Annotated in this window: 19 protein-coding genes; 7 read left to right on the top strand and 12 right to left on the bottom strand. The window is 72.4% G+C overall.

Annotation, left to right across the window (positions count from 1 at the left end; genetic code table 11):
• Positions 1-15 precede the first annotated feature (15 nt).
• The gene (locus AB0L06_RS12805; RefSeq protein ID WP_500231117.1) at positions 16-540 is read right to left on the bottom strand and encodes a gamma carbonic anhydrase family protein; all 525 of its coding nucleotides are present in this window, start codon (positions 538-540) and stop codon (positions 16-18) included.
• A gap of 254 nt (positions 541-794) precedes the next feature.
• Here AB0L06_RS12805 and AB0L06_RS12800 point away from each other — a divergent pair, with 254 nt between their 5' ends.
• On the top strand, positions 795-1853 hold the full coding sequence (locus tag AB0L06_RS12800) for a DivIVA domain-containing protein (RefSeq protein WP_500231116.1): 1059 nt from the start codon (positions 795-797) through the stop codon (positions 1851-1853).
• 179 nt (positions 1854-2032) lie between these two features.
• A complete protein-coding gene (def, locus tag AB0L06_RS12795) occupies positions 2033-2536 on the top strand; it encodes a peptide deformylase (protein WP_500231115.1) in 504 nt (167 codons plus the stop codon).
• 153 nt (positions 2537-2689) lie between these two features.
• Here the strand turns inward: def and arfB are convergent, their stop codons facing one another.
• The 8 genes from arfB to AB0L06_RS12755 all read right to left on the bottom strand — a co-directional run bounded on the left by arfB (position 2690) and on the right by AB0L06_RS12755 (position 11563).
• Positions 2690-3115: an alternative ribosome rescue aminoacyl-tRNA hydrolase ArfB gene (gene arfB, locus AB0L06_RS12790; protein WP_500231114.1), complete on the bottom strand. Its 426-nt coding sequence runs from the start codon at positions 3113-3115 to the stop codon at positions 2690-2692.
• A gap of 282 nt (positions 3116-3397) precedes the next feature.
• Entirely contained in the window at positions 3398-4264 is an 867-nt protein-coding gene (locus AB0L06_RS12785; RefSeq protein WP_500231113.1) for a S1C family serine protease, read from the bottom strand.
• 614 nt (positions 4265-4878) lie between these two features.
• Complete coding sequence (locus AB0L06_RS12780) at positions 4879-6393, bottom strand: sensor histidine kinase (protein WP_500231112.1); 1515 nt, start codon at positions 6391-6393, stop codon at positions 4879-4881.
• Positions 6390-7100, bottom strand: a complete 711-nt coding sequence (locus tag AB0L06_RS12775; protein ID WP_026417020.1) for a response regulator transcription factor — start codon at positions 7098-7100, stop codon at positions 6390-6392. The genes AB0L06_RS12780 and AB0L06_RS12775 overlap by 4 nt, the downstream gene beginning before the upstream one ends.
• A gap of 171 nt (positions 7101-7271) precedes the next feature.
• On the bottom strand, positions 7272-8354 hold the full coding sequence (locus tag AB0L06_RS12770) for a hypothetical protein (RefSeq protein ID WP_500231111.1): 1083 nt from the start codon (positions 8352-8354) through the stop codon (positions 7272-7274).
• A gap of 168 nt (positions 8355-8522) precedes the next feature.
• The gene (locus tag AB0L06_RS12765; RefSeq protein WP_500231110.1) at positions 8523-9287 is read right to left on the bottom strand and encodes a crotonase/enoyl-CoA hydratase family protein; all 765 of its coding nucleotides are present in this window, start codon (positions 9285-9287) and stop codon (positions 8523-8525) included.
• An 8-nt stretch (positions 9288-9295) separates the two neighbouring features.
• A complete protein-coding gene (locus AB0L06_RS12760; protein WP_500231109.1) occupies positions 9296-10069 on the bottom strand; it encodes an SDR family oxidoreductase in 774 nt (257 codons plus the stop codon).
• 99 nt (positions 10070-10168) lie between these two features.
• A complete protein-coding gene (locus AB0L06_RS12755) occupies positions 10169-11563 on the bottom strand; it encodes a glycoside hydrolase family 1 protein (RefSeq protein WP_500231108.1) in 1395 nt (464 codons plus the stop codon).
• Positions 11564-11823: 260 nt separating this feature from the next.
• Between AB0L06_RS12755 and AB0L06_RS12750 the strand changes: the two genes are divergently transcribed.
• Together AB0L06_RS12750 and AB0L06_RS12745 are read left to right on the top strand one after the other, a co-directional pair.
• Positions 11824-12117, top strand: a complete 294-nt coding sequence (locus tag AB0L06_RS12750; RefSeq protein ID WP_500231107.1) for a YiaA/YiaB family inner membrane protein — start codon at positions 11824-11826, stop codon at positions 12115-12117.
• A 1148-nt stretch (positions 12118-13265) separates the two neighbouring features.
• On the top strand, positions 13266-13805 hold the full coding sequence (locus AB0L06_RS12745; RefSeq protein WP_500231319.1) for a C40 family peptidase: 540 nt from the start codon (positions 13266-13268) through the stop codon (positions 13803-13805).
• Positions 13806-13995: 190 nt separating this feature from the next.
• Here AB0L06_RS12745 and AB0L06_RS12740 read toward each other — a convergent pair whose 3' ends face one another.
• The gene (locus AB0L06_RS12740) at positions 13996-15072 is read right to left on the bottom strand and encodes an alkene reductase (RefSeq protein WP_500231318.1); all 1077 of its coding nucleotides are present in this window, start codon (positions 15070-15072) and stop codon (positions 13996-13998) included.
• A gap of 114 nt (positions 15073-15186) precedes the next feature.
• On the opposite strand from AB0L06_RS12740, the gene AB0L06_RS12735 reads away from it, so the two are divergent.
• Entirely contained in the window at positions 15187-17757 is a 2571-nt protein-coding gene (locus AB0L06_RS12735; RefSeq protein WP_500231106.1) for a helix-turn-helix transcriptional regulator, read from the top strand.
• Between the two features lie 160 nt (positions 17758-17917).
• Positions 17918-19198 (top strand): allophanate hydrolase, encoded by a 1281-nt coding sequence (locus AB0L06_RS12730; RefSeq protein WP_500231105.1) that lies wholly within the window; start codon positions 17918-17920, stop codon positions 19196-19198.
• Between the two features lie 131 nt (positions 19199-19329).
• Here the strand turns inward: AB0L06_RS12730 and AB0L06_RS12725 are convergent, their stop codons facing one another.
• Together AB0L06_RS12725 and AB0L06_RS12720 are read right to left on the bottom strand one after the other, a co-directional pair.
• On the bottom strand, positions 19330-20040 hold the full coding sequence (locus AB0L06_RS12725; RefSeq protein WP_500231104.1) for a dienelactone hydrolase family protein: 711 nt from the start codon (positions 20038-20040) through the stop codon (positions 19330-19332).
• Complete coding sequence (locus AB0L06_RS12720) at positions 20040-20450, bottom strand: PaaI family thioesterase (protein ID WP_500231103.1); 411 nt, start codon at positions 20448-20450, stop codon at positions 20040-20042. Before AB0L06_RS12720 ends, AB0L06_RS12725 begins: the two co-directional genes overlap by 1 nt.
• A 6-nt stretch (positions 20451-20456) precedes the next feature.
• Here AB0L06_RS12720 and AB0L06_RS12715 point away from each other — a divergent pair, with 6 nt between their 5' ends.
• Complete coding sequence (locus tag AB0L06_RS12715; RefSeq protein WP_500231102.1) at positions 20457-21755, top strand: cytochrome P450; 1299 nt, start codon at positions 20457-20459, stop codon at positions 21753-21755.
• Positions 21756-22054: the final 299 nt, after the last annotated feature.

The following is a 22054-nucleotide window of genomic DNA, read 5'->3' as shown; positions in this document are numbered from 1 at the left end:
CCTCGCCGCCGGCTTTCAGCTCTGCCAGGTCGCGCGCGCGTGACGCCGCGCCTTTTCCATGTACACGTCCGGCGTGTACTGCAGGACGGCCCGGTCGTCGTCGGTCAACTCCCGGACGACCTTTCCCGGCGTCCCCGCGACCAGCACGCCGGACGGGATCTTCTTGCCCGGCGGGACGAGCGCGCCCGCCGCGACCAGGGTGTGCGCGCCGATCCGCGCGCCGTTCAGGACGATCGCGCCGATGCCGATGAGCGAGCCGGTCTCGACGTGGGCGCCGTGCACCATCGCCTTGTGCCCGAGGCTGACCCGGTCCTCCAGGACGGCGGGCATGCCCGGGTCGGCGTGCAGGCAGCTCAGGTCCTGGATGTTGCACTCGTCCCCGACGACGATCTCCTCGTCCTCGCCGCGCAGGACCGAGCCGTACCAGACGCTCGCCGCGCGGCCGAGCCGGACGCGTCCGACCACGACCGCGCCGGGGGCGATCCACGCGTCCGGGTGAATCTCCGGTCTGTCCTCGTCCAACGCACCCACGAAGTTCATGCGGCCGATGGTAGGACGGGGGGACGGGAGGGGCGGCGTCCGGCCCAGGTGTCGAGGCGCCGGTATTTTCCGTGATTCGATAGTTTGTCTTCCTGGCTCAGGTTAAGAAACGGCAGCGAGAACGGCATTCCGGTTGCGCGAATGGGGTGGACCGGACAACAGTCGATGCCGAGTTCATGCAACCGACCGCCCTTGAGCCGTCCCTGATCCCGCAAGGGGTGATCCTCACCCCCCGCCACGACCCCCAAGGCATCATGAGCAACGACGCGGAAATCCTGCCGAACCTCCTCCGGGAGGAATCCTTCGAGATCGTCATGCGCGGCTACAACCGCCGCCAGGTCGACGAGTTCATCGCCCGCAGCCAGAACCAGATCCGCGAGCTGGAGGCCCGGCTCGCCCGCGCCCTCGACGACGTCGAGCGCACCCGCCGGGAGATGGCCGAGGTCCGGGAGGCCCGCAAGCCCACCGGCGACGACCTGTCCGACCGGCTCCGGCAGATCATCAATCTCGCCGAGGACGAGGCGAAGGACAAGGTGGCCGACGCGGAGGCCAAGGGCGCCCAGATCCGCAAGGAGGCCGAGCACGAGTCCACGCGGATCGTGGACGACGCCCGCGGGCACGCCGACCGCGACCTCGCGCACGCGCGCGAGAAGGCCGACCAGGTGCTCGCGGCCGCGAAGAAGGAGTCCGAGAGCGTCCTGACGGCGGCCAAGCAGGAGGCCGAGCAGACGGTGACGAGCGCGCGCCTGGAGGCCGAGCGCACCCTCACGTCCGCCGAGCGCCGCGCGAACGTCATCAACGAGGGCGCCACGCAGCGCCTGAACCACCTCACCAAGAACCACACGCAGGCGCTGCAGCGGCTCACCGAGATCTCCGAGACCCTGCACCGGCTGCTCACCGCCGAGAACGAGGCGGGCCCGCTGGAGAAGATGGTCGAGGACGCCGTCCGGGCTCCGGCCGCACGCAAGCGCCCGGCCCCGGCCCCGGCCCAGCAGGGCTCGCTCCCGAACCAGCACGCGAGCCAGAACGGCGTCCAGGCGCAGCCGCCGACCCCGCCCGCCCCGGCCCCCGCGCCCGCCGCGCCGCCGGAGCCGGTCGTCGCCAAGCCCGTCTCGAGCATCCCGCGGACGCCTCCGCCGCCGGCCCCGCCCGCGCCGTCGCACGCGCCGTCCGCGCCGTCCGCGCTGGACGACGTCCCGGGGGCCGACCACGCGGTGTCGCCGATCCCGCCGCAGGTCAAGGCCGCCCCGGCGAAGCCCGTCTCGGCCGCTCCCCGGCTGGACGGCGAGCCGCCCGCGGACTTCATCGACTGACCCGGAACCCCACGGCCCGACCGGCCGGACATCGCTCGACGCGCCGCTGCCCCCGGTATCCGGGGGCAGCGGCGCGTTCGTCTCCGGATCGGTCGCGGAGTGCGCGTCCGGATCCGCTACGGAGTTCGCGGCCGGATCCGTTGCGGAGTTCGCGCGCCAGCTTTGTACGATCGAATGTCATGGCCACGGTTCGACCCGTCCGCCTGCTCGGGGACCCGGTGCTGCGCACCGCCTGCGACCCCGTCCGGGCCTTCGACGACTCCCTGCACCGCCTGATCGCCGACATGGTCGCCACGCTGGACGCGCAGAACGGCGCGGGCCTGGCGGCGAACCAGATCGGCGTCCCGCTCCGCCTGTTCGTCTACGACTGCGTGGACGACCGGGGCCGGCGCCACACCGGCCACGTCGCCAACCCGCGCCTGGTCGAGGCCGACGGCGAGCCGCTGGTCGAGGACGAGGGCTGCCTCTCGTTCCCCGGCCACCGGTTCCCGACGCCGCGCCACGCCCGCGCGGTCGTCGAGGGGCAGGACGAGAACGGCGGGCCCGTCCGGGTGGAGGGCACCGGCTATTTCGCCCGCTGCCTGCAACACGAGACCGGCCACCTGAACGGCGAGGTCTACATCGACACGCTCGAAGGGCCGACGCGCAAGGACGCCCTGAGGGCCGTGCGCGAGCTCCGCTGAACCGCGTTTACAAGATCAATTAATGCCCGGTTCCCCGGGCCGGACGAAAAGCGGCACGCGCAGGCGGTTGCGCGGGTTCCCACCCGGACGAAAAGCGCCGCGCGCAGGCGGGCGCGGGGGTTCCCAGCCGGGGGAAAGCGGCGCGCGGGCGGGTCAGCCCCAGCGGGAGGAGCGGCCGCGTTTCACGTCCGAGCGGCGCCGCTTGTTTTCCAGGCGCCGTTCGTTGATGCCGCGCGGCAATTTCTTCGGGATGCGCTTCTTCGGCGGCGGCGCGATCGCGTCCGACAGGACGGCCGCCAGCCGCGCCTTCGCGGCCTCGCGGTTGCGCAGCTGCGACCGGTGCTCCTCGGCCCGGATCGACAGGACGCCGTGGACGAGCCGTCCGGCGAGCCGTTCCAGGGCGCGGGCGCGCAGCGGCTCCGCCAGGGACGGCGAGTTCAGGACGTCGAAGGAGAGTTCGGCGGCGGTCGAGCTGGTGTTCACGTGTTGCCCGCCGGGCCCGGACGATCGCGAGAAGCGCCAGGTCAGCTCGGTCTCCGGGATGAAGACCGAGTCGCGGACGTTGATGATGCCGGGCATGTTCCGATTATCCCCACCGGGGCCCGATCATGTCGTCCCATTTCCCGGCGGCCCGATTCCGGCCGCACGATTCCGGCGGCCCGATTCCGGCGGCCCGATTCCGGCGGCCGGAAACGGGACACGGCCGCGCGGTCTCCCTCAAGACCGCGCGGCCGTGCTCTTCCCTCGGGCCGTCGGGGACGGTGATCCCTGACAGCCCGTTCTCCACCGCCGGGGCCGGCGTGCCGTCCGCCCGCTCCCCCCAGAGCCCGAGGCCGGACGCCGCCCCGTGGTGAGTCCTTTTCAGACGGAGCCGGAGCCGATGATCCGGTTGACCGCCTTCCGGGCGTCGTTGGCCGGGATCGCGAACCCGACCCCGATGCTGCCCGAGCCGTCGCCGGAGGTGGCGATGGCCGTGTTGATCCCGATGACCTGGCCCGCGCCGTTCACCAGCGCGCCGCCGGAGTTGCCCGGGTTGATGGCCGCGTCGGTCTGGATCGCGTTCTTGATCACCGTGCTCTGCTGCGCGGTGAAGCGGCCCTGCGCGAACGGCGGGACGTCCTGCTGGTCTCCGCCGCCTCCGCCGCCTCCGTCGCCCTCCTGGATGCTGCGGCCGAGCGCCGAGACGATCCCGGACGTCACCGAACCGTCCAGGCCGAGCGGGCTGCCGACGGCGAGCACCGGGTCGCCCACGGCCAGCTTGGAGCTGTCGCCGAAGACCGCCGGACGCAGCCCGGACACGCCGGGCGCCTGGATCACCGCGATGTCGTGGGCCGTGTCGACCCCGAGGATCCTCGCCGGAGCGGTCTTGCCGCCGTTGAACTTCACCGTCACCTGGCGCGCGCCGGACACCACGTGCGCGTTGGTCAGGATCGTCCCGTCCGCGCGGAGGATGACGCCGGAACCGGTGCCCTCGCCGGACGTGGTGACGGTCTGCACCGACACCACCGACGGCTGGACGGCCTTGGCGACCTGCGCGGTCGTGGCGTCCCCCTTCGTAGAGACCCCGGCGACCGCGGACGGGCCCGAGAGCGAGCCGGCGCCGCCGTCGATCGCGAGCGTGGCCGCCGCGCCGACGCCGCCCGCGCCGAGCGCGATCGCCGCGGCGGCGCCGAGGAGGGCGAGCCTGCGCCGCGCGCTCCAGCCCCACAGGCTCTGTCGCGGCGGCACCGGGGCGCCGAAGGGGACCGGAGCGCCCGGCGGCGGCCAGCCCGCACCGGGGCCGCCAGGACCGCCGAGCGGTCCGGGACCCCCAGGTCCACCGGGCACTCCGCCGAACGGAGCGGTGGATGTCGGAGGGACCTGGCCGGCCGGGTGGGGCATGGCTGGAGAAGAGGTCATCGGGGTGGGGAACCCGCCCTGGAACGTCCCCGCCTGCGGGGACGGAACGGACGCCGGTCCGGTCCGGGACGGCTCGACGGGGATCGAGCCGTCCCGGACCGAGGTGGGCGCGTCCGGGGTGCCTTGCCACGGGGACGGCTCGGCTGGTCCGGACGGCCCGGTTCCGGCAAACGGCGGTTCGGGGTGCCGCCGTGCCGCTCGGGGCGGTGCGACAGGGGTCTCGTGATGAGCGTCCGGGCGCCTGGTGGCGTCCGGACCGTCCGGGCGAGGAGCGAAGTCCTGCTGGTCGTTGCTCATCCGGAGGCCCCCTGTCGTTCCGTCGCTTTCAGAATGCGCGCCGGGACTGAGGCCGCCCTGCACTGCACCTGAAAGTCTTCTGAACGCGGACGGGTCGTTGGACTCCGGCCAACCGTGCCGCCCGCAGAAGGCGGCGGGGCGGCGGGTCAGTCCGGCGCGAGGGGGAGGATGACGCGGAAGGTGGCGCCGGTGCCGGTGCCCGCGTCCACCTCGACGCGGCCCTCGTGCGCGGCGACCAGCGCGGCGACGATCGCGAGGCCGAGGCCGGTGCCGCCGTCCTCGCGGCTGCGCGCCTTGTCGGCGCGGTAGAAGCGTTCGAAGACCCGCTCGGCCTGCTCGGGGCTCAGCCCGGGACCCTGGTCGGCGACCTCGCAGACCGCGGCCGGGGCGCCCTCGAGCGTGCCGGGGCTCAGCCGCACCTCGATCGCCGTGCCCGCCGGGGTGTGGACGATCGCGTTCGTCAGCAGGTTGCCGAGCACCTGCCGCAGCCGCGGCTCGTCCCCGAGGATCTGGTAGGCGATGCCGCCGTCGACGTCCAGGTCGACCGAACGGTCCGGGGCGACCACCCGCGTCTCCTGGACGGCCTCGGCGGCGACCGCGAGCAGGTCCACCGGACGCCGCTCCACCGGACGCTGCCGGTCGAGGCGGGCCAGGAGCAGCAGGTCCTCCACGAGCAGGCCCATCCGGGCCGCGGTCTCCTCGATGCGCCCGATGAGCCGGTCGAGCTCGGCCGGGGTGCGGGCCGCGCCCTGCCGGTAGAACTCGGCGAAGCCGCGGATCGCGGTCAGCGGGGTGCGCAGCTCGTGCGACGCGTCCGCGACGAACCGGCGCATCCGCTCCTCCGAGCGCAGCGCGTTCTCCTCGGAGTGCCGCGCCGCCTCCTCCGAGCGCCGCGCCGCGGCCTCCGAGAGCGCCTGCGCGCCGAACGCCGCCTCGATCTGGCCGAGCATCGAGTTGAAGGTCGCGCCGAGCCGTCCGACCTCGGTGGCCGGGTCGGCGTCCGGGACGCGCCGGGACAGCTCGCCGCGCGCGATCGCCTCCGCCGTCGCCTCCATCGTCCGCAGCGGGCGCAGGCTGGCCGTGACGACGAGCGCCGCGAGCGCGCCGAGCCCGCCGAGGACCAGGACGCCGACGGTGATGTCGATCGTGACGAGCTGCCGGACCGTGCCCCGGACGTCGCTGAGGTCGCGTCCGAGGACGACGACGTCGCCGCCGCGGGTCGTGAACGCCATCACCCGCCACAGCCCGCCCTTGCCGGAGCCGTGGACGGTGAAGATCTCGTCCTGGCGGCGCAGCGCCTCGTCACGGGAGATGACCGGGACGGTCCGCGGGTCCACGGCGAGACCGCGGAGGTTGTTGAGGATGGGCTGCCCGTCGGCCTCCGCCGACCACACCTGCACGTACATCACGTCCGGCAGGGTGTAGTAGGGGCGGTGTCCCGCGAGCCCGACCATGACCTTCTTGGCGGTGGTCTGGAGCTGGTCGTCGGCCTGCTGGATCATGTAGCCGCGCAGCGCGGCGCTGCCCGCCGCGCCCATCACGGTCAGCCCGAGCGCCACCAGGACGAGCATCCCGACGATCAGCTTCATCCGCAGCGGCACGCGGCGGAACGCCCGCCGCAGCCGCGCCGGAACGCCGCCGGTGGCGGGCGGGGTCGTCATCCCTGGTCGGGTGGTTCGCGCAGGACGTAGCCGACACCGCGCAGGGTGTGGATGAGGCGGGGCTCGACGTTGTCGACCTTGCGGCGCAGCGCGGAGACGTAGGACTCGACGATCCCGGCGTCGCCGCGGAAGTCGTAGTTCCACACGTGGTCGAGGATCTGCGCCTTGGACAGCACGCGTCCCGCGTTGGCCATGAAGTAGCGCAGCAGCTTGAACTCGGTCGGCGAGAGCTGGATGACCTTGCCGCCGCGCCAGACCTCGTGGGTGTCCTCGTCCAGCTCGATGTCGGCGAAGACCAGCCGCGGCGGGGGCTCGGTCACGCCGCCGCGGAACCGCCGCAGGACGGCCCGGATCCGGGCGATGACCTCCTCCAGGCTGAACGGCTTGGTGACGTAGTCGTCGCCGCCGATGGTGAGGCCCTTGATCCGGTCCTGGACGGCGTCCCGGGCGGTCAGGAACAGCACCGGGGTGTGGTCGCCGCCGGAGCGCAGCCGCCGCGCGACGTCGAAGCCGTCGATGTCCGGGAGCATGACGTCCAGGACGATGAGGTCGGGGCGGTGCCGCCGCGCGGCCTGCACCGCGTCGGCCCCGTTGGTCGCGGTGACGACCTCGAAGCCGGTGAAGCGCAGGCTCCCGGCCAGCAGCTCGAGGATGTTCGGTTCGTCCTCGACCACCAGCAGAACCGCCTCCGGCGTCCTGCCGGCCATGGTCACCGTCCGCTCAGCCAATTGAGAAGAACCCCCTAGTCCAATCTTCCCAGAGGTTTCCACGCGAACCTGAAGGGAGTCTGAACACGCGCCGAGAGTCCGTTGAGAGAAAGTTCAGCCCCCGAAGCCGCCGGGCTTCGGGGGCTGAAGCGCTTCCCGCCTGGGAAAAGGTCAGCCGAACAGTTCGATGAACGGGGTGCGCGCACTGCCGGACGAGGCCATGCCGACGCCCACGACGCCCGTGGTGCCGGGCCGCTGGTCGGCGTCGGTCACCAGCACGGTCCCCTTCCGGGACGGCCCGTAGAGCGTGCTCCACGTCTTTCCGTTGAAGTGCAGGTAACGGGCCTTGCCGTTGTTCCCGGCGGGCAGGACGACCACGCCGCCGCGCCCGTCCGCCGAAAGGCCGAGCCCGGCCGAGTTCAGCGGTGTCGTGTACGACTTCCAGGTCTTGCCGTCCCAGTGCAGGAGCGCGTTGGTCGTCTGGGCGGCCTGCGCGTCCTTCACGGCGTACACGTTGGTCGGGGACAGCGCGACGAGCCGGTAGATGATCGCCTGGTAGGCCGTGGCGCCGAACTCCCCCGGCACGTCGATGCGCTTCCAGGTCTTCCCGTCGTAGTGGTAGACGAGGCCGGTGATCTTCTTGCCGTCGGCGGTGGTCGTCCCGGCGAGCCAGACGTCGGCGCGGTTCCGGACGTCCACGGCGGTGATCGTCGTGTTCTTGGGGAGCGGCACCTTGGCGTCCGCCCAGGCCTTGCCGTTCCAGCGGAGCACGGCGCCGATCCCGGCCGAGTAGCTGATCCCGGCGGTCGAGTAGGCCGTCCCGTCGGACGCTGCGGCCACCTGGAACGGGATCCCGACCAGCGGGTAGTCGGCCTTGACCCACTTGGTGCCGTTCCAGTGGATCGAGACCGGGTTCATGAACGCGCCGTAGCCGACGACCCAGGCGTTCTTGGCGGACGCGGCGGCGACGTCCATCGGGGAGAACTTCACCGGGCTCGCCTGCGCGGCCCAGCCCTTGGCCGTGTAGCGGGCGATGACCGGGTTCGGCGAGGTCACGGTCCCCTTGGAGCCGACCGCCCAGCCGACGTCCTTGGCCGCGAAGTCGACGCGGTCGAGGCTGCCGGAGTACTTGAGGGCCGCGCCGCCGTTGACGTTGCGCCAGCCCGCCGCCAGCGCCGCCGGGGAGGCGGCGAGGACGAGCGACGCGGCGCCCGTGGTGGCGACGGCCGTACTGAGAACCGCGTTCCAGCGCATGGGCACCCACTCCCGCGAGATCGATCAGAACGCGAAAAGAGTACGGGAAGACTTACTCAGAAGTAAGACAAACCACGCTGACACCACGCAGAGGACAGCGAAACGCCCGGGGGCGCGCGCCCCCGGGCGTTCCGACGATCTCTGTTCGGGCCGGCGCTCAGGTGAGCGTCACTCGCCCTTCCAGACCGGCTTGCGCTTCTCGGCGAAGGCGGCCGGGCCCTCCTGGGCGTCCTTGGAGCCGAACACCGGGATGACGATCTCGCTCTGCTTCGCCCACGCCTCGTCGGCCGTCCACTCGGGCGACTCGACGATGACCTTCTTGGTGGCGGCGAGGGCCAGCGGGGCGTTCTCGGCGACCTTGAGCGCGAGCTCCTTGGCGGCGGCGAGCGCGCCGCCGGACTCGGTGAGCCGGTTGACGAAGCCGAACTCCGCCATCCGGTCCGCCGGGTACTTGTCGCCGGTCAGCGCCATCTCCATGGCGATGTGGTACGGGATCCGGCGGGGCAGGCGGAGCAGGCCGCCGGCCGCCGCGACCAGGCCGCGCTTGGGCTCGGGGAGCCCGAACTGCGCGTCCTTCGCCGCCACCACCATGTCGCAGGACAGCGCGATCTCGCAGCCGCCCGCCAAGGCGTAGCCCTCGACCGCCGCGATCAGCGGCTTGGCCGAGGGCCGCTCCACGATCCCGGCGAACCCGCGGCCCTCCACCATCGGGTTGTCCCCGGTGAGGAAGCCCTTGAGATCCATGCCCGCGCAGAACGTGCCGCCCGCGCCGGTGAGGACGCCGATGGACAGGTCCTTGCGCGAGTCGAGGGTGTCCAGGGCCGCCGCGATGCCCTGCGCCACCGCGCCGTTGACCGCGTTGCGGGCCTCCGGGCGGTTGATGGTGATGACGAGGACGGCCCCGTCCTCCTCGACCAGTACAGCTTCGGACATTCAGGGCCTCACTTGGGCTGGAAGCGGATGCCGCCGTCGAACCGGACCGTCTCGCCGTTCATGTAGTCGTTCTCGATGAGCGAGCGCACCAGGTGCGCGAACTCGCTCGGCCGGCCCATCCGCTTCGGGAACGGCACCGGGGCCGACAGCTTGGCCTTGAACGCCTCGGCCGCCTCGCCCTCGCCGTAGATCGGGGTGTCGATGATCCCCGGGCAGACGGTGTTGACCCGGACGCCGATCGCGGCGAGGTCGCGGGCGGCGGGCAGCGTCATGCCGACGATGCCGCCCTTGGACGCCGAGTAGGCGAGCTGGCCGGTCTGGCCCTCCAGCGCCGCGATGGACGCGGTGTTGATGACGACGCCGCGCAGGCCGTCCGCGTCGGCGGGCTCGGTCTTGGCGATGGCCGCCGCGCCGATCCGCATGAGGTTGAAGGTGCCGACCAGGTTGACCTGGATGACCTTGGTGTAGGTCTCGAGGCTGTGCGGCGAGCCGTCGCGGTTGACGGTGCGCTCGGCCCAGCCGATGCCCGCGGAGTTCACGATGATCCGCAGCGGGGCGCCGGTGTCGACGGCGGCCTGGACGGCCGCCTCGACCTGCGCCGCGTCGGACACGTCGGTCTTGACGAACACACCGCCGAGCTCCTCGGCGAGGGCCTTGCCCTTGTCCTCGTTGAGGTCCGCGACGACCACCTTGACGCCGTTCGCGGCCAGCTCGCGCGCGGTGGCCTCGCCGAGGCCGCTCGCACCGCCGGAGACGACGGCGGATACTCCGTTCAGGTCCATAAGCAGCACCTTACGTCAGACCGAATCTGGTTCGGGGTGATGTTACCCACAGGTCAGATTACGGTCTCAGGCGGGTCATCGGACGGGCGGGGTCTGTGGTCACTGGGCCGGCGGGGTCGGGGTCGGGGTGAGGCAGGTGGACGGGTCCTCGACCGTGCACCAGGCGGGCTTTCTCACGGGTGTGTACCCGGACGGCACGCCGCGTCCGGCGATGATCCGCCGGTAGGCGGCGACGGCGTCGGTCGGACGGCGCGTCAGCTTCGGGTCGGTCAGGGCGTCCACGGTGTAGAGGCCGAAGCGCGGCCGGAAGCTTCCCCACTCGTAGTTGTCGGTCAGGCTCCAGTAGTTGTAGCCGATGACCTTCACGCCGTCGCCGATCGCGCGCTGCAGCCAGTAGACGTGGTCGCGCAGGTGGTCCGTGCGGGTGTAGCCGTCCGCGCGCGCCTTCCCGCCGTCGGTCGAGAACCCGTTCTCGACGACGTAGAGCGGCAGCTTGGGCAGGCGGCGCTGGTAGTTGCGCAGGACGTAGTAGAGGCCGTCCGGTTCCGGGTCCACCTTCCAGGGCGCGCCCGTGATGGCGTTCGTCGCGGACGTGTTGAAGAGGCTCGCGCCGTAGTAGTAGTCGACGCCGACGAAGTCGAGCTTGTCCATGACGTGGTCGAACAGGACGCCGTCCATGAAGCCGTTCAGGACCGTCCCGTAGGCGATGTTCGTCGACACCGGAGCGCCCGGATCGAGTCTGTGGATGAGGTCGTACGCGGCGCGGTGCGCCTTGACCAGGCCAGCGCGCATGACGTCCGCCTGCGCGGGTGTGAGCGGCGCGTCCGCGAGCTCGCGGACGAGGTAGAAGCTCGCCTCGTTGAAGGTGATCCAGATGACGCCCATCCCCCGGTAGCGCCGGACGATGAAGCTCACCTCGTCGAGCCAGTCGGCCACCGTCCTCGGGTCGCCCCATCCGCCCTGGTCTGCGACCCAGCCGGGGTAGACCCAGTGGTCGAGCGTGAGCATCGGGCGCATCCCGAGGGCGCGGATCCGCCGGACGAGGTCGTCGTAGTAGGCGAGGGCGGCCGGATCGCGGTGTCCGCGCTTCGGCTCGACCCGCGCCCACTCGATGGACGTCCGGAACACGTTCACTCCCAACGCGCGTGCGCGCGCGAGGTCCTCCGGGTAGCGGTGCAGGAAGTCCACCGACTTCTTGTACGGGTCGGTGATGCCGGGCTTCTTCTGCGCGATGAACCGCGTCCAGTTGCTGTCCGGGAAGCTCCCCTCGGCCTGGAAGCCGGACGTGGCGACGCCCCACATGAAGTTCGCCGGGACCTTCGGCACCTTCGACGCCTTCGCGGCCTCGGCCCGCGCGGCCCTCTGCGGGACGAGCGCGGACGAGGCGGCCAGGGCGAGCGCGGTCACGGCGGCGCGGCGGCCCACGGCCGGTGCCGGCGTCGGCGTCGACTGCGGCGTCGGCTCGGTTCTTCCGGATGCGGTTCCTGCTGGCACGACGGCTCCCTCCGGGGTTCCCCGCTTGCGATCACAGGCGCGGACGGGACGGCCGTCAACCGGCGCGCCTGACCGGATGCGGCAAAGCCAGGGGGAAGAAGAGGGAGGAAGCGGTGCGAAAGAGCAGATGGAAAGAGCGGTGTGAAACGCGACGGGCGGGAAAACCGCCGGTTACCTAGGCACCCGAGTGCACGGAATGAGTAGCACTCCCCGTCCTGCTACTCAGGCGCGGCCGCCCGGCGCGGAGGAAAGTGAACGGCATGGATCGATTCCTCCAGCTCAAGAGCACGACGGCGTTCTTCGTGCAGGCGATCATCTCCTTCATGGTCTCGATGGCGGCGGTCACCGTCGGGATCGTGTACCTGCCGGCGCCCATGTGGGTGCGCGGCTTCCTGGCCCTCGGCATGCTCTACGTGACGACCTCGACGTTCACGCTGGCCAAGTGCGTGCGGGACCGGCAGGAGGCGGGCATCGCGCCGCGTCCGGTCCAGCCCGGCTCGCCGCTGCCGCCGAACGCCCCCTACGTCGAGTCGGCCTCGGGCTCCTGGGGTTGATCGACGCCCCGTTGGCCGACCTCCCGCACCACCCAACCGCGAATGGCCGGAACGGGCCATCGGACGCGCCGCCGGGGAGCCGGCGAGGCGAGCCCGAAGCGGACGGCAGGCACGAAGCACACAACAGACACGAAGCGCACGACAGCCACGAAGCGCACGACGGACACAAGACGCACGACGGACACGAAGCGGACAACAGGCACGGCAGGCGCGAAGCGGACCGCGGGCGCATCGGAGGACGGACCCGAAGCGAGCCGCAGTCACGGAGCAGACACGGAACGGCGTTCGCGCTCGACGCGGACGCCGTTCTCGTTCGCCCGGGGGGCGTTCCGGCGGGGCCGTGGAACCGGACACCGGGGCATTGAAAGGCCGCCTCCTCCACGCGTCACCCCTTTGTGACGTGGTTCACGGAACCATTAAGACCGGGCCGTTCCACGAGATGAGATAACACCGGGTAATCACCATTACGGCGATCGGAACAACTTCCCCATTGCCCTCCATCACAGCAATCTGGGACCTTTGTCCGTTCTCCGACGGCGACCACCCGGTGAGGCGTGAACAGGGAGCTTTACCTCGGCATGACCCGCTCGACGGCCATCGCCCCGGACGCCGACAAAGGGTGACCGGAGCACTACATGCGAGCACGGATGAACCCGCCTTCACTACCGACCGTCACCGTCGCCCGAGACCTCCGGGGCCCCGAAACCGCCCTGAGAGTCGCCATGTGAGGCAGATCACATTGGACGAATAGGGCGCGGAAAATCGCAGGCAGAACGCCCAATAGCGGAACCGTCGCGACCCTTCGGACACGTCCGGCGACTCCCGGGATTTGCCAACAAAGGCGAAGTCTGGCTACGTTCCTGCCGATCACCCGCGGCATGGACGCCGCCGACAACAGAACACCCGACGCACGGCGGGCGCATCCCCCGCTCCGCACCGCCGACGTCGAGCGCCGAGTCCGTGCAGCCTGAAGCACGGAGCCGGACGCGGCCCCCAAGGCGTCCCTCCGGACCGCTCCCGCCTGGAGCGTCGACCGGAACGCGCCCGGGTCCGCACCGCGGCCCGCCGCCCTCGCGGCCCCCCTTGACGCGAGCGGACGACGAACCACGCCGCACCGGCAGGCACCCACTGCTAGGTCTGGAGTCGTTCTGCATACCCCCCGAAACCTCAAGCCGCTGAAGCGTGCCGCCCTGGTCGCCACCGCCGCCGCCGTCTGCGGATCCGCGCTCGTCGCGGCCCCCGCGCACGCGGCCCCGGCGTCGCCGGTCACCAGTGTCAACGCACTCGCGTCCCTCACCGCGAAGCAGCGTGCCGCCCGGCAGAAGGCCCGTGCGAAGGTCGCCATCGCCTACGCCTACAAGCAGATCGGCGACCCGTACCGCTACGGCGGCACCGGTCCCGGCTCCTGGGACTGCTCCGGCCTCGCCGGCGGTTCCTGGCGCAAGGCCGGGGTGAAGCTGCCCCGCACGACGCAGCAGATCTACCGTGCCGTCCACTACAAGGTCTCGTGGAAGGGCGCGGTCGCGGGTGACCTGCTGTTCTTCTACGGCGGACGCACCCACATGGGCATCTACGTCGGCCACGGCTACATGATCCACGCGCCGGGCTCGGGCCGTCACGTCAAGAAGGTCAAACTCAACAGCTACTACAAGCGCGTGTTCAACGGGGCCGTCCGGCCCGGTTACTAGACACCGCTGCGGAGCATCGCTGCCAGGCACCGCTGAGCAGCACGCTCAAGGAAAGCCGTGCGCCGCCCCTCGGGGCAGTGCACGGCTTCCTTGTTCCTCGTCCGGGTTCCGCTCTCGTCCAGGCTCCGCTCTCGTCCGGGTTCTCGTCCAGGCTCCGCTCTCGTTCGGGGTTCTGTTCTCGTTCGGGTTCTCAGCCGAGGGACGGGTAGTCGGTGTAGCCCCGGTGGTCGCCGCCGAAGAAGCTCGCCTGCTCGGCCTTGTTGTAGGGGCCGCCCACCTTGATGCGCTCGGGCAGGTCGGGGTTGGCGAGCCACAGCTCGCCGAACACGATGGCGTCGGCAACGCCGTCCCGCAGAGCCTCGGCGCCGCGTTCGGGGCTGGCGGGGAAGTCCGCCGGGGTCGGGTGCGGGTTGAGCAGGAGCGTGCCGTCCCACGCGTCCCGCAGCCGGAGCGTCAGCGCCCGGTCGCCCAGCTCCATGACGTGCAGGTAGGCGAGCCCGAGCGGGTTCAGCTCGCGCAGCAGCGCCTCGTACTGTGGGACCGGGTCGCTCTCGCTGATGCCGTTGACGGACGTCCCGGGCGACACGCGGAGCCCGACGCGGTCCGCGCCGATCGCGTCCGCGACCGCCCGCGCGACCTCGACGGCGAAGCGGTTGCGGTTCTCGATCGAGCCGCCGTACGCGTCCGTCCGGTGGTTGCTGCCGTCCGCGAGGAACTGCTGGATCAGGTAGCCGTTCGCGCCGTGCAGCTCGACTCCGTCGAAGCCCGCCTCGATCGCGTTGCGCGCGGCGGCCGTGAACTCCTCGATGGCGACGGCGATGTCCTCGAGGGTCATCTCACGGGGCGCGGGATGCTCGAGCATGCCCCGGTCCGGGGTGTACAGCTTCTCGCCGGACGCGATCGGGGACGGGCCGAGCGGCAGCGATTCGTCCGGGTACAGGTAGGGGTGGCCGATCCGGCCCGAGTGCATGATCTGCGCGAAGATCCGTCCGCCCTCGGCGTGGACGGCGCCCGTCACCGCGCGCCAGGCGACCACCTGGTCGTCGTCGTGCAGGCCGGGCGTGGACACGTACCCCTGGCCCTTGACGCTCGGCTGAGTGCCCTCGGTGATGATCAACCCGGCGGCGGCGCGCTGCCCGTAGTACTCGGCCGTCAGCTCGGTCACCTTCCCTGCGTCCACGGCGCGGCTGCGGGTCATCGGGGCCATCACCAGACGGCTGGGCAGCTTCAGGTTTCCGACGGCCACCGGCGTGAAGAACTCGTCCATCTCGTCCAACTCCCTGCGTGTCATGCTGCTGTTCTCACTGGTCACGAAGGTACGAGCCGGGAACTACGGGGCGAATCCGTAGGACTTCGGTATTCGTGCCCGTAAGTTGGTCACGTGCTTTACGGGCGGGACACCGAACAGACGCGGATCGCGGAACTGCTGGACGACGCGCGCGACAACGGCCGCAGCGGCGCCCTGCTGCTGCGCGGCGAGGCCGGGATCGGCAAGTCGGCGTTGCTGGAGTGGGCCGCTCAGACGTGCGCGCACGCGCGCGTACTGCGGGCCACTGGATACGAGGCCGAGCAGAGCATCGCCTTCGGCGGGCTCAACCAGATGCTGTGGCCCGTCCGCGACCGCGTGGACGCGCTGCCGGGCACACAGGCGGAGGCGCTGCGCACCGCCCTCGGCCTCGCGGACGGCGGGCAGGGCGACCGGTTCGGCGTCGGGCTCGGCCTGCTGACGCTGCTGGCCGACCTCGCGGGCGACGGTCCCGCGCTCTGCCTGGTGGACGACGCGCAGTGGCTGGACGCGGCGAGCGTCGACGCGCTGCTGTTCGCCGTCCGGCGGCTCGCCGCCGAGGGCGTGGTCGTCCTGGTCGCCGCGCGCGACGAGGCCCTGCTCGGCTCCGGCCTGCCCGAGGCGCCCCTCGGACGCCTCGAGAACTGCGACGCCGTCCGCGTCCTCGAAGCACGCGGACTCACCGCCGACGCCGTCCAGCGGGTGATGGAGGAGGCCGCGGGCAACCCCCTCGCCCTGCTCGAGTTCTGCACGGCGGGGCCGGCCGCTCCCGGGATGCTGCCGGTCACCGAGCGCGTGCTCGCCGCGTTCCGCGCCCAGATCGCCGAGCTGCCCGAACGCACCCGCGAGCTGCTGCTGATCGCCGCGGCCGAGGGCCGGGGCCACCTGCCGAGCCTCGTGCGCGCCGCCGCGTCCTTCGGCCTCGGCCTGGACGACCTGACCGATGCCGAGCGGCTGCGCATGGTCGAGGTGACCGGCACCGGGATCGCGTTCCGGCACCCGCTGATCCGCGCCGCCGCCTACCAGGGCGCTCCGACCGCCCGCCGGATCATGGTGCACCGCGCGCTCGCCATGGCCGCCGACGACCCCGAGTGCCGCGTCCGGCACCGCGCCGCCGCGGCCATGGGACCCGACGAGGACGTCGCCGCCGACCTGCAGGCCGCCGCCGAGCGCGCCCGCGGCAAGGCGGCCATCGGCGTCGTCGCCCGCCTCTACCGGCAGGCCGCCTCGCTCAGCCCGGACGACGACTCCCGCGCCGCCCGCCTCACGGCCGCCGCCGACGCCGTCCTCACCGCCGGAAGCCCCGAGGCCGCCGAGGACAGCGCGCAGGAGGCGGCCGCCCTGACGTCCGACCCCGTCCTGCTGGCCCGCCTCGCGTGCGTACGCGCGGCCGTCCAGGCCGAACGCGGCGACGGACGCCGCGCCGCCGGCCTCCTGTTGACCCACGCGGGACAAGCCGAACCGTCCGACACCCGGCGCATGCTCCGCATCGCCGCCGCCTACGCGTGGACGGGCGGCGACACCGCGTCCGTCCAGGACGCCGCGTCCCGCCTCGGCGACGACGCGTTCGTCACGGGCCTCGCCGCCCTCACGACCGAGGACTACGCGACCGGCCTGCCGCTGCTCGCCCAGGCCGTCCGCGACGGAGGCCCCGACGCCGTCCGGGCGGGCGTCATCCTGGGCGCGGACGAGCAGACCCTCGGCCTCGCGACCGCCGCCGCCTCCCGCGACCGCCGCCTGGGACGGATCGGCGCCCTCCCCGACCTGCTGGAGGCGCTCGCCCAGGTCCAGGTCGCGATGGGCCTGCACCCCGACGCCGAGTCGTCCGCCGGCGAGGCCCGCGCCCTGGCCCGCGACACGGGCCTCCGGCAGCGCGGCGACGCCGTCCTGGCCCGGCTCGCGGCCCTCTCGGGCGACGCGGCGGGCGTGCGCGCCGCTCTGCCGGACGACGCGTGCGCCGAGACGTCCCGCGCCCTCCTCGACCTGAGCCTCGGACGCCACGACGAGGTCGTCCGGCGACTCGAGGACGTCTTCCACGGCCCGCACCGGCACACCGCCGCCGTGATGGCGGCGTCCGCCGACCTGGTCGAGGCGGCCCTGCGGATCGACCGTCCGGAAACGGCCGCCGCCGCGCAGGCCCGCCTCTCCCGCTGGGCGGACGCCGGCGGGCAGCCGTGGGCCCGCGCCGTCGCGCTCCGCTGTGAAGCACTCGTCTCCGACACCGAGGACCCGTTCGTCCAGGCCCTGGACCTGCACGAACGGTCCGTCCGCCCCTTCGAGAAGGCCCGCACCGAGCTGGCCTACGGCGAGTGGCTCCGCCGCCACCGCCGCCGCTCGGACGCCCGCGCCCGCCTGCACTCGGCCCTGGAGACCTTCGAGTACCTCCACGCCGTCCCCTGGACCGACCGCGCCCGCGCCGAACTCCGCGCCAGCGGCGAGGGCACGCCCCCCGCCCTCGCGTCCGCCCCCACCCTCCTGGACCGCCTGACCCCGCAGGAACTCCAGGTCGTCAGGCTCGCCGCCGCGGGCACCAGCAGCCGCGAGATCGCCGCCCAGCTCTTCCTCAGCCCCCGAACGGTCGAATACCACCTCTACAAGGCCTATCCGAAGCTCGGCATCTCCTCCCGCCGCGAACTCGCCCGCCTCCCCCTCCCCACCCCCGCCTGACCCCGCCCACCAGCAAGCCGACGCCCCCGGCCTTCTGTCGCTGCTGGACGTCGTCCAGGAGGGCGACCTGAGAGCGAACGGCCCGAACGGGTATCCCCGCAGTGGAACGCCGAGCGGACGAGCGGCGCGGTGGGCTGCGGCGCGGAGCAGGTGGGTGGGCATGGGGTTGAAGGCGGGCGAGATGCTGGGTGCCATGGACGCGGCGCGGGAGTCCGTGGACGTGGTGGGGCGGGTTCGGCGGGCGTTCGCTCGGATCGCCGAGGTCGACCGTCCGGAGGTCTGGATCGCGTTGCGGCCTCAGGAGGAGGTCGAGGATGAGGCGGCCGCGGTCGATCCCGGACTACCGCTGGCCGGAATGGTGGCGGCGGTCAAGGGGAACTTCGACGTGGCGGGGCTGCGGACGACCGCTGGGTGCCCGTCCTACGGACAGGTCGCCAGGGCGGACGCGCCCGCTGTGACGCGGCTGCGCGAGGCCGGTGCGGTCGTCCTGGGGACGGCGAACATGGACCAGTTCGCGACCGGGCTGGTCGGGACGCGCAGCCCGTACGGCGTGGTGCGCAACGCGGTCGATCCCGCGTATGTGTCCGGCGGGTCGAGTTCAGGATCGGCGGTCGCCGTGGCGCTCGGCATCGCCGACGTCGCCCTGGGCACGGACACGGCAGGCTCGGCGCGCGTCCCCGCCGCGTTCAACGGGGTCGTCGGCCTCAAGCCGACACCCGGCCTGATCACGACGGACGGCGTCGTCCCGGCATGCCGCAGCCTCGACTGCGTCGGTGTCTTCGCGCGCACGCTGAGCCTGGCCCATCGCGTGCTCGGCCACCTGGCGGACGGCCCGGTCACGGCCCCTCCGCGACGTCCCGGCCCATGGCGTGTAGCCGTGCCGAACAGCACCGATGACCTCGGCGAACTGGCCCGGGGCTGGGCCGACGCCTACGCCTCGGCGGCGCGCGCTCTAGAAGCGGATCGGCTGCCCGTCGATGTCTCCCCCTTCGTCGACGCCGGCGATCTCCTCTACGGAGGAGCATTCATCGCCGAGCGGTACACGGCCGTCGGCGCGTTCATCGCCGACGGCTCCCCCGACCTCGATCCCACCGTCGCGTCCATCGTGGCAGCGACCTCTGACATTCCGGCGTTCCGCCTGTTCAGCGACCGTGAACGCCTCGCCGAGCTGCGGGACGAGGCCATGAGCGCCCTGGGAGAGGCGGACGCCCTGCTGCTCCCCACGGCCCCAGGCCACCCCACGATCGCCGAGGTCGCGGCCGACCCCGTCGGAGCGAACGCCCGGCTGGGACGGTTCACGAACTCCACGAACATGCTCGGCATGGCGGCCGTGGCCGTCCCGCACGGCCAGGTGGACGGCCGCCCGTTCGGCGTGATGCTGCTCGGACGGGCGGGTTCCGACGACCATCTGGCCGCGATCGCCTCCGCGCTGGAGCCCTGAGTCTCGACGTCAGAACCCTGGGGCCCAGCGCAGGAGCCCTGAACCTCGACATCAGAGCCCTGGGCCTCGGCGCGGGAGCCCTGAGCCTTGACGTCAAAGCCCTGGGCCTCGGCGCTGGACCGCTGGGAAGGTCAGGAGACCGGAAGGCGGCGGGCGAGGAAGTCCTCGGTCAGGGCCCAGGCGCGCGCGGCGGGCTCGGGCTGGTGGAACATCGGCGAGGTGCGGTTGTGGAAGGCGTGCCCGCCGTCCTCCTGGACGTGGAACTCGACGTTGTCGCGTCCCGCGAGCGCCGCCTCGACCGTGGCGACCTCCTCGCGCGGGATGAACGGGTCGGACCCGCCGAAGTGGAACTGGATCGGCGCGGTGACGTCCCCGGCGCGGTCGAGGAAGTTCGAGACGCGGGAGCCGTAGAACGACACGACGGCGTCCAGCTTGGCGGACGCGCGGGCCGCGAGGACGAACGCGAGCGACCCGCCGAAGCAGAACCCGATCGCCCCGGCGCCGCCGGTCACCTCGGGCAGCTCGCGCATCCGGTCGAGCGCGGCCTCCAGGTCGTCCGGCCCCTTCTCCCAGTCGAACCGGGACACCTTGTCGCCGGCCTCGGCCATCATCGTCTCGCTCTGCTCGACCGACCAGTCGGGCTCGAGCCGCCAGAACATGTCGGGCGCGGCCACGACGTAGCCGAGCGCGGTCAGGTCCTCCGCGACGGCGGCCATGTAGTCGCCGACCCCGAAGATCTCCTGGATGAGCAGGATCCCGGGGCCGGTGCCCTTCTCGGGCAGCCACACGTGCAGGGAGAACTCGCCGTCCGGCACCCGGACGGTCTCGGTGCGCTTCGTCATCACCCCATGATCGCGTAAACGGTCGTGGCGTGCGCGACGATGTCGTCCGGACGTCCGTCCGCCGTCATCGCGATGTCGGCGAACGCCAGCGTCCGGCCTAGCTTGGTCAGCCGGACGTCCACGAGCACGTCGGCGTCCTTCACCGGACGCTGGAACGTGGTGTTGAGCTGGACGGTCGTCATCGGGACGAACCCGCCGCGCGCCCCGGACACCGCGATCACCGTCGCGGTGTCGGCCGCCGCCATCATGGCCTGCCCGGACAGCCCGCCGCCCTCCCGCGCCAGCCGGTCCGACCAGGGCAGGCGCACGCGCGCGGCGCCCTCCCCGACGTCCTCGACGCGCAGCCCGAGGTCGAGCACCCACGGCGCGAAGTTCTCGCGCAGGACCTTCTCCGCCTCTTCTACCGTCACCCCGTCATGATGCACGCTGGGATCATGCTCGCGGAGGTCTTCCTGCCCGCCACTTACGCCGAAGGCGTGCCCTACGACACCTTTGCCCGGCTTCGTGCGGAATCACCGGTCTGCCGGATCCCGGAACCCGCCGTCGGCCCCTGGCCGTCCGGCCCCGGCTACTGGGCGGCCTTCCGCCACCCGGACGTCAAGCACGTGCTGCGCACCGCCGCCGACTTCTCGTCCCACCTCGGCGCCACCCAGATCCGCGACCCCGACACGCCTGAGGACCTGCGGTTCGTCCAGGCGATGATGCTCAACCAGGATCCGCCGGACCACTCCCGGACGCGCCGCATCGTCGCCGCCGCGTTCACCCCGCGGGCCGTCCGCGCCCTGGAGGAGACGATCAGCGAGCGGGCCCGCGCCCTGGTCGCGTCCGCCGACGGCGAGATCGACTTCGTCGAGCTGGCCGCCGACCTGCCCGTCTGGACACTCGCCCACATCATGGGCATCCCGGACGGCGACCGCCGCCTGCTCTACGACTGGGCGTCCCGCATCATCGGCTACCAGGACGACGACTACGCGGGCCTGTCCACCGCCGACATCGACGCCCTCAGCCCCATGGGCCGCGCCTCGGTGGCGCAGCGCCCGGCCGCCCTCACCCGCCCGGACGGCCGTCCGATGAACCCCCGCTCCGAGGCCGCCCTGCGCGACATGTTCGCCTACGCCCACGCCCTCGCGGACGAGAAGCGCCGCTCACCCGGCGAGGACGTCATGTCCCGCATGCTCGCCGGCGGCCTGACCCGCCCCGAGTTCGAGAACATGTTCTTCCTCTTCGCCGTCGCCGGGAACGAGACCCTCCGCAACGGCATCCCGGGCGGCCTCCTCACCCTCCTCGACCACCCCGCCGAGTTCCGGCGCCTGCGCGACGACCCGTCCCTCCTGCCCACCGCCGTCGACGAGATCCTCCGCTTCTGGCCCCCGGTCATGGACTTCCGCCGCACCGCCACCCGCGACCTCACCCTCGGCGGCCAGGCGATCAGGGCCGGCGAGAAGGTCGTCGTCTACCACGCGTCCGCCAACCGCGACCCCGCCGTCTTCCCGAACCCGGACCGCTTCGACGTCACCCGCACCCCCAACGACCACCTCAGCTTCGGCTTCGGCCCCCACATCTGCCTCGGCGCCCACCTGGCCCGCACCCAGATGCGCGCGATCTACCGCGAACTCCTCCCCCTCGACATCACCCCCGCCGGCGCCCCCGTCCGCCTCGTCTCCAACTTCCAGAACGGCCTGAAACACCTACCCGTCCTGATAACAAGGAATTAACAGCCCGCTCGCGAGCACACCTTCAGCCCGAACGCGCCAAGACCCACGCCCACGCGCGCCAGGGCCTACCGGCAGCCCCCGAAGCGCTACCCCATCACCGGCCTCGCCAACACCCGCACAGGCAGGCCGCTGCCCGTCCGGCGCGGGCGGCTCCACCGTGATCATGCCATCCGAGTGCCCCGAGACTCGCGTCCCCCTTCCCCCCCCCCCCCCCCCCCCCCCCCCCCCCCCCCCCCCCCCGGCGGGGGGGGGGGGGCGGCGGGGGGGGGGGGCCGGCGGCCGAGAGGTAGCGGGCACGG

The sequence above is a fragment of the Spirillospora sp. NPDC052269 genome (assembly GCF_040679435.1).
In the GTDB taxonomy this organism is placed as follows: Bacteria; Actinomycetota; Actinomycetes; order Streptosporangiales; family Streptosporangiaceae; genus Spirillospora.
The sequence above is the reverse complement of the archived record's forward strand: the minus strand, read 5'-3'. Positions and strand labels throughout refer to the sequence as shown.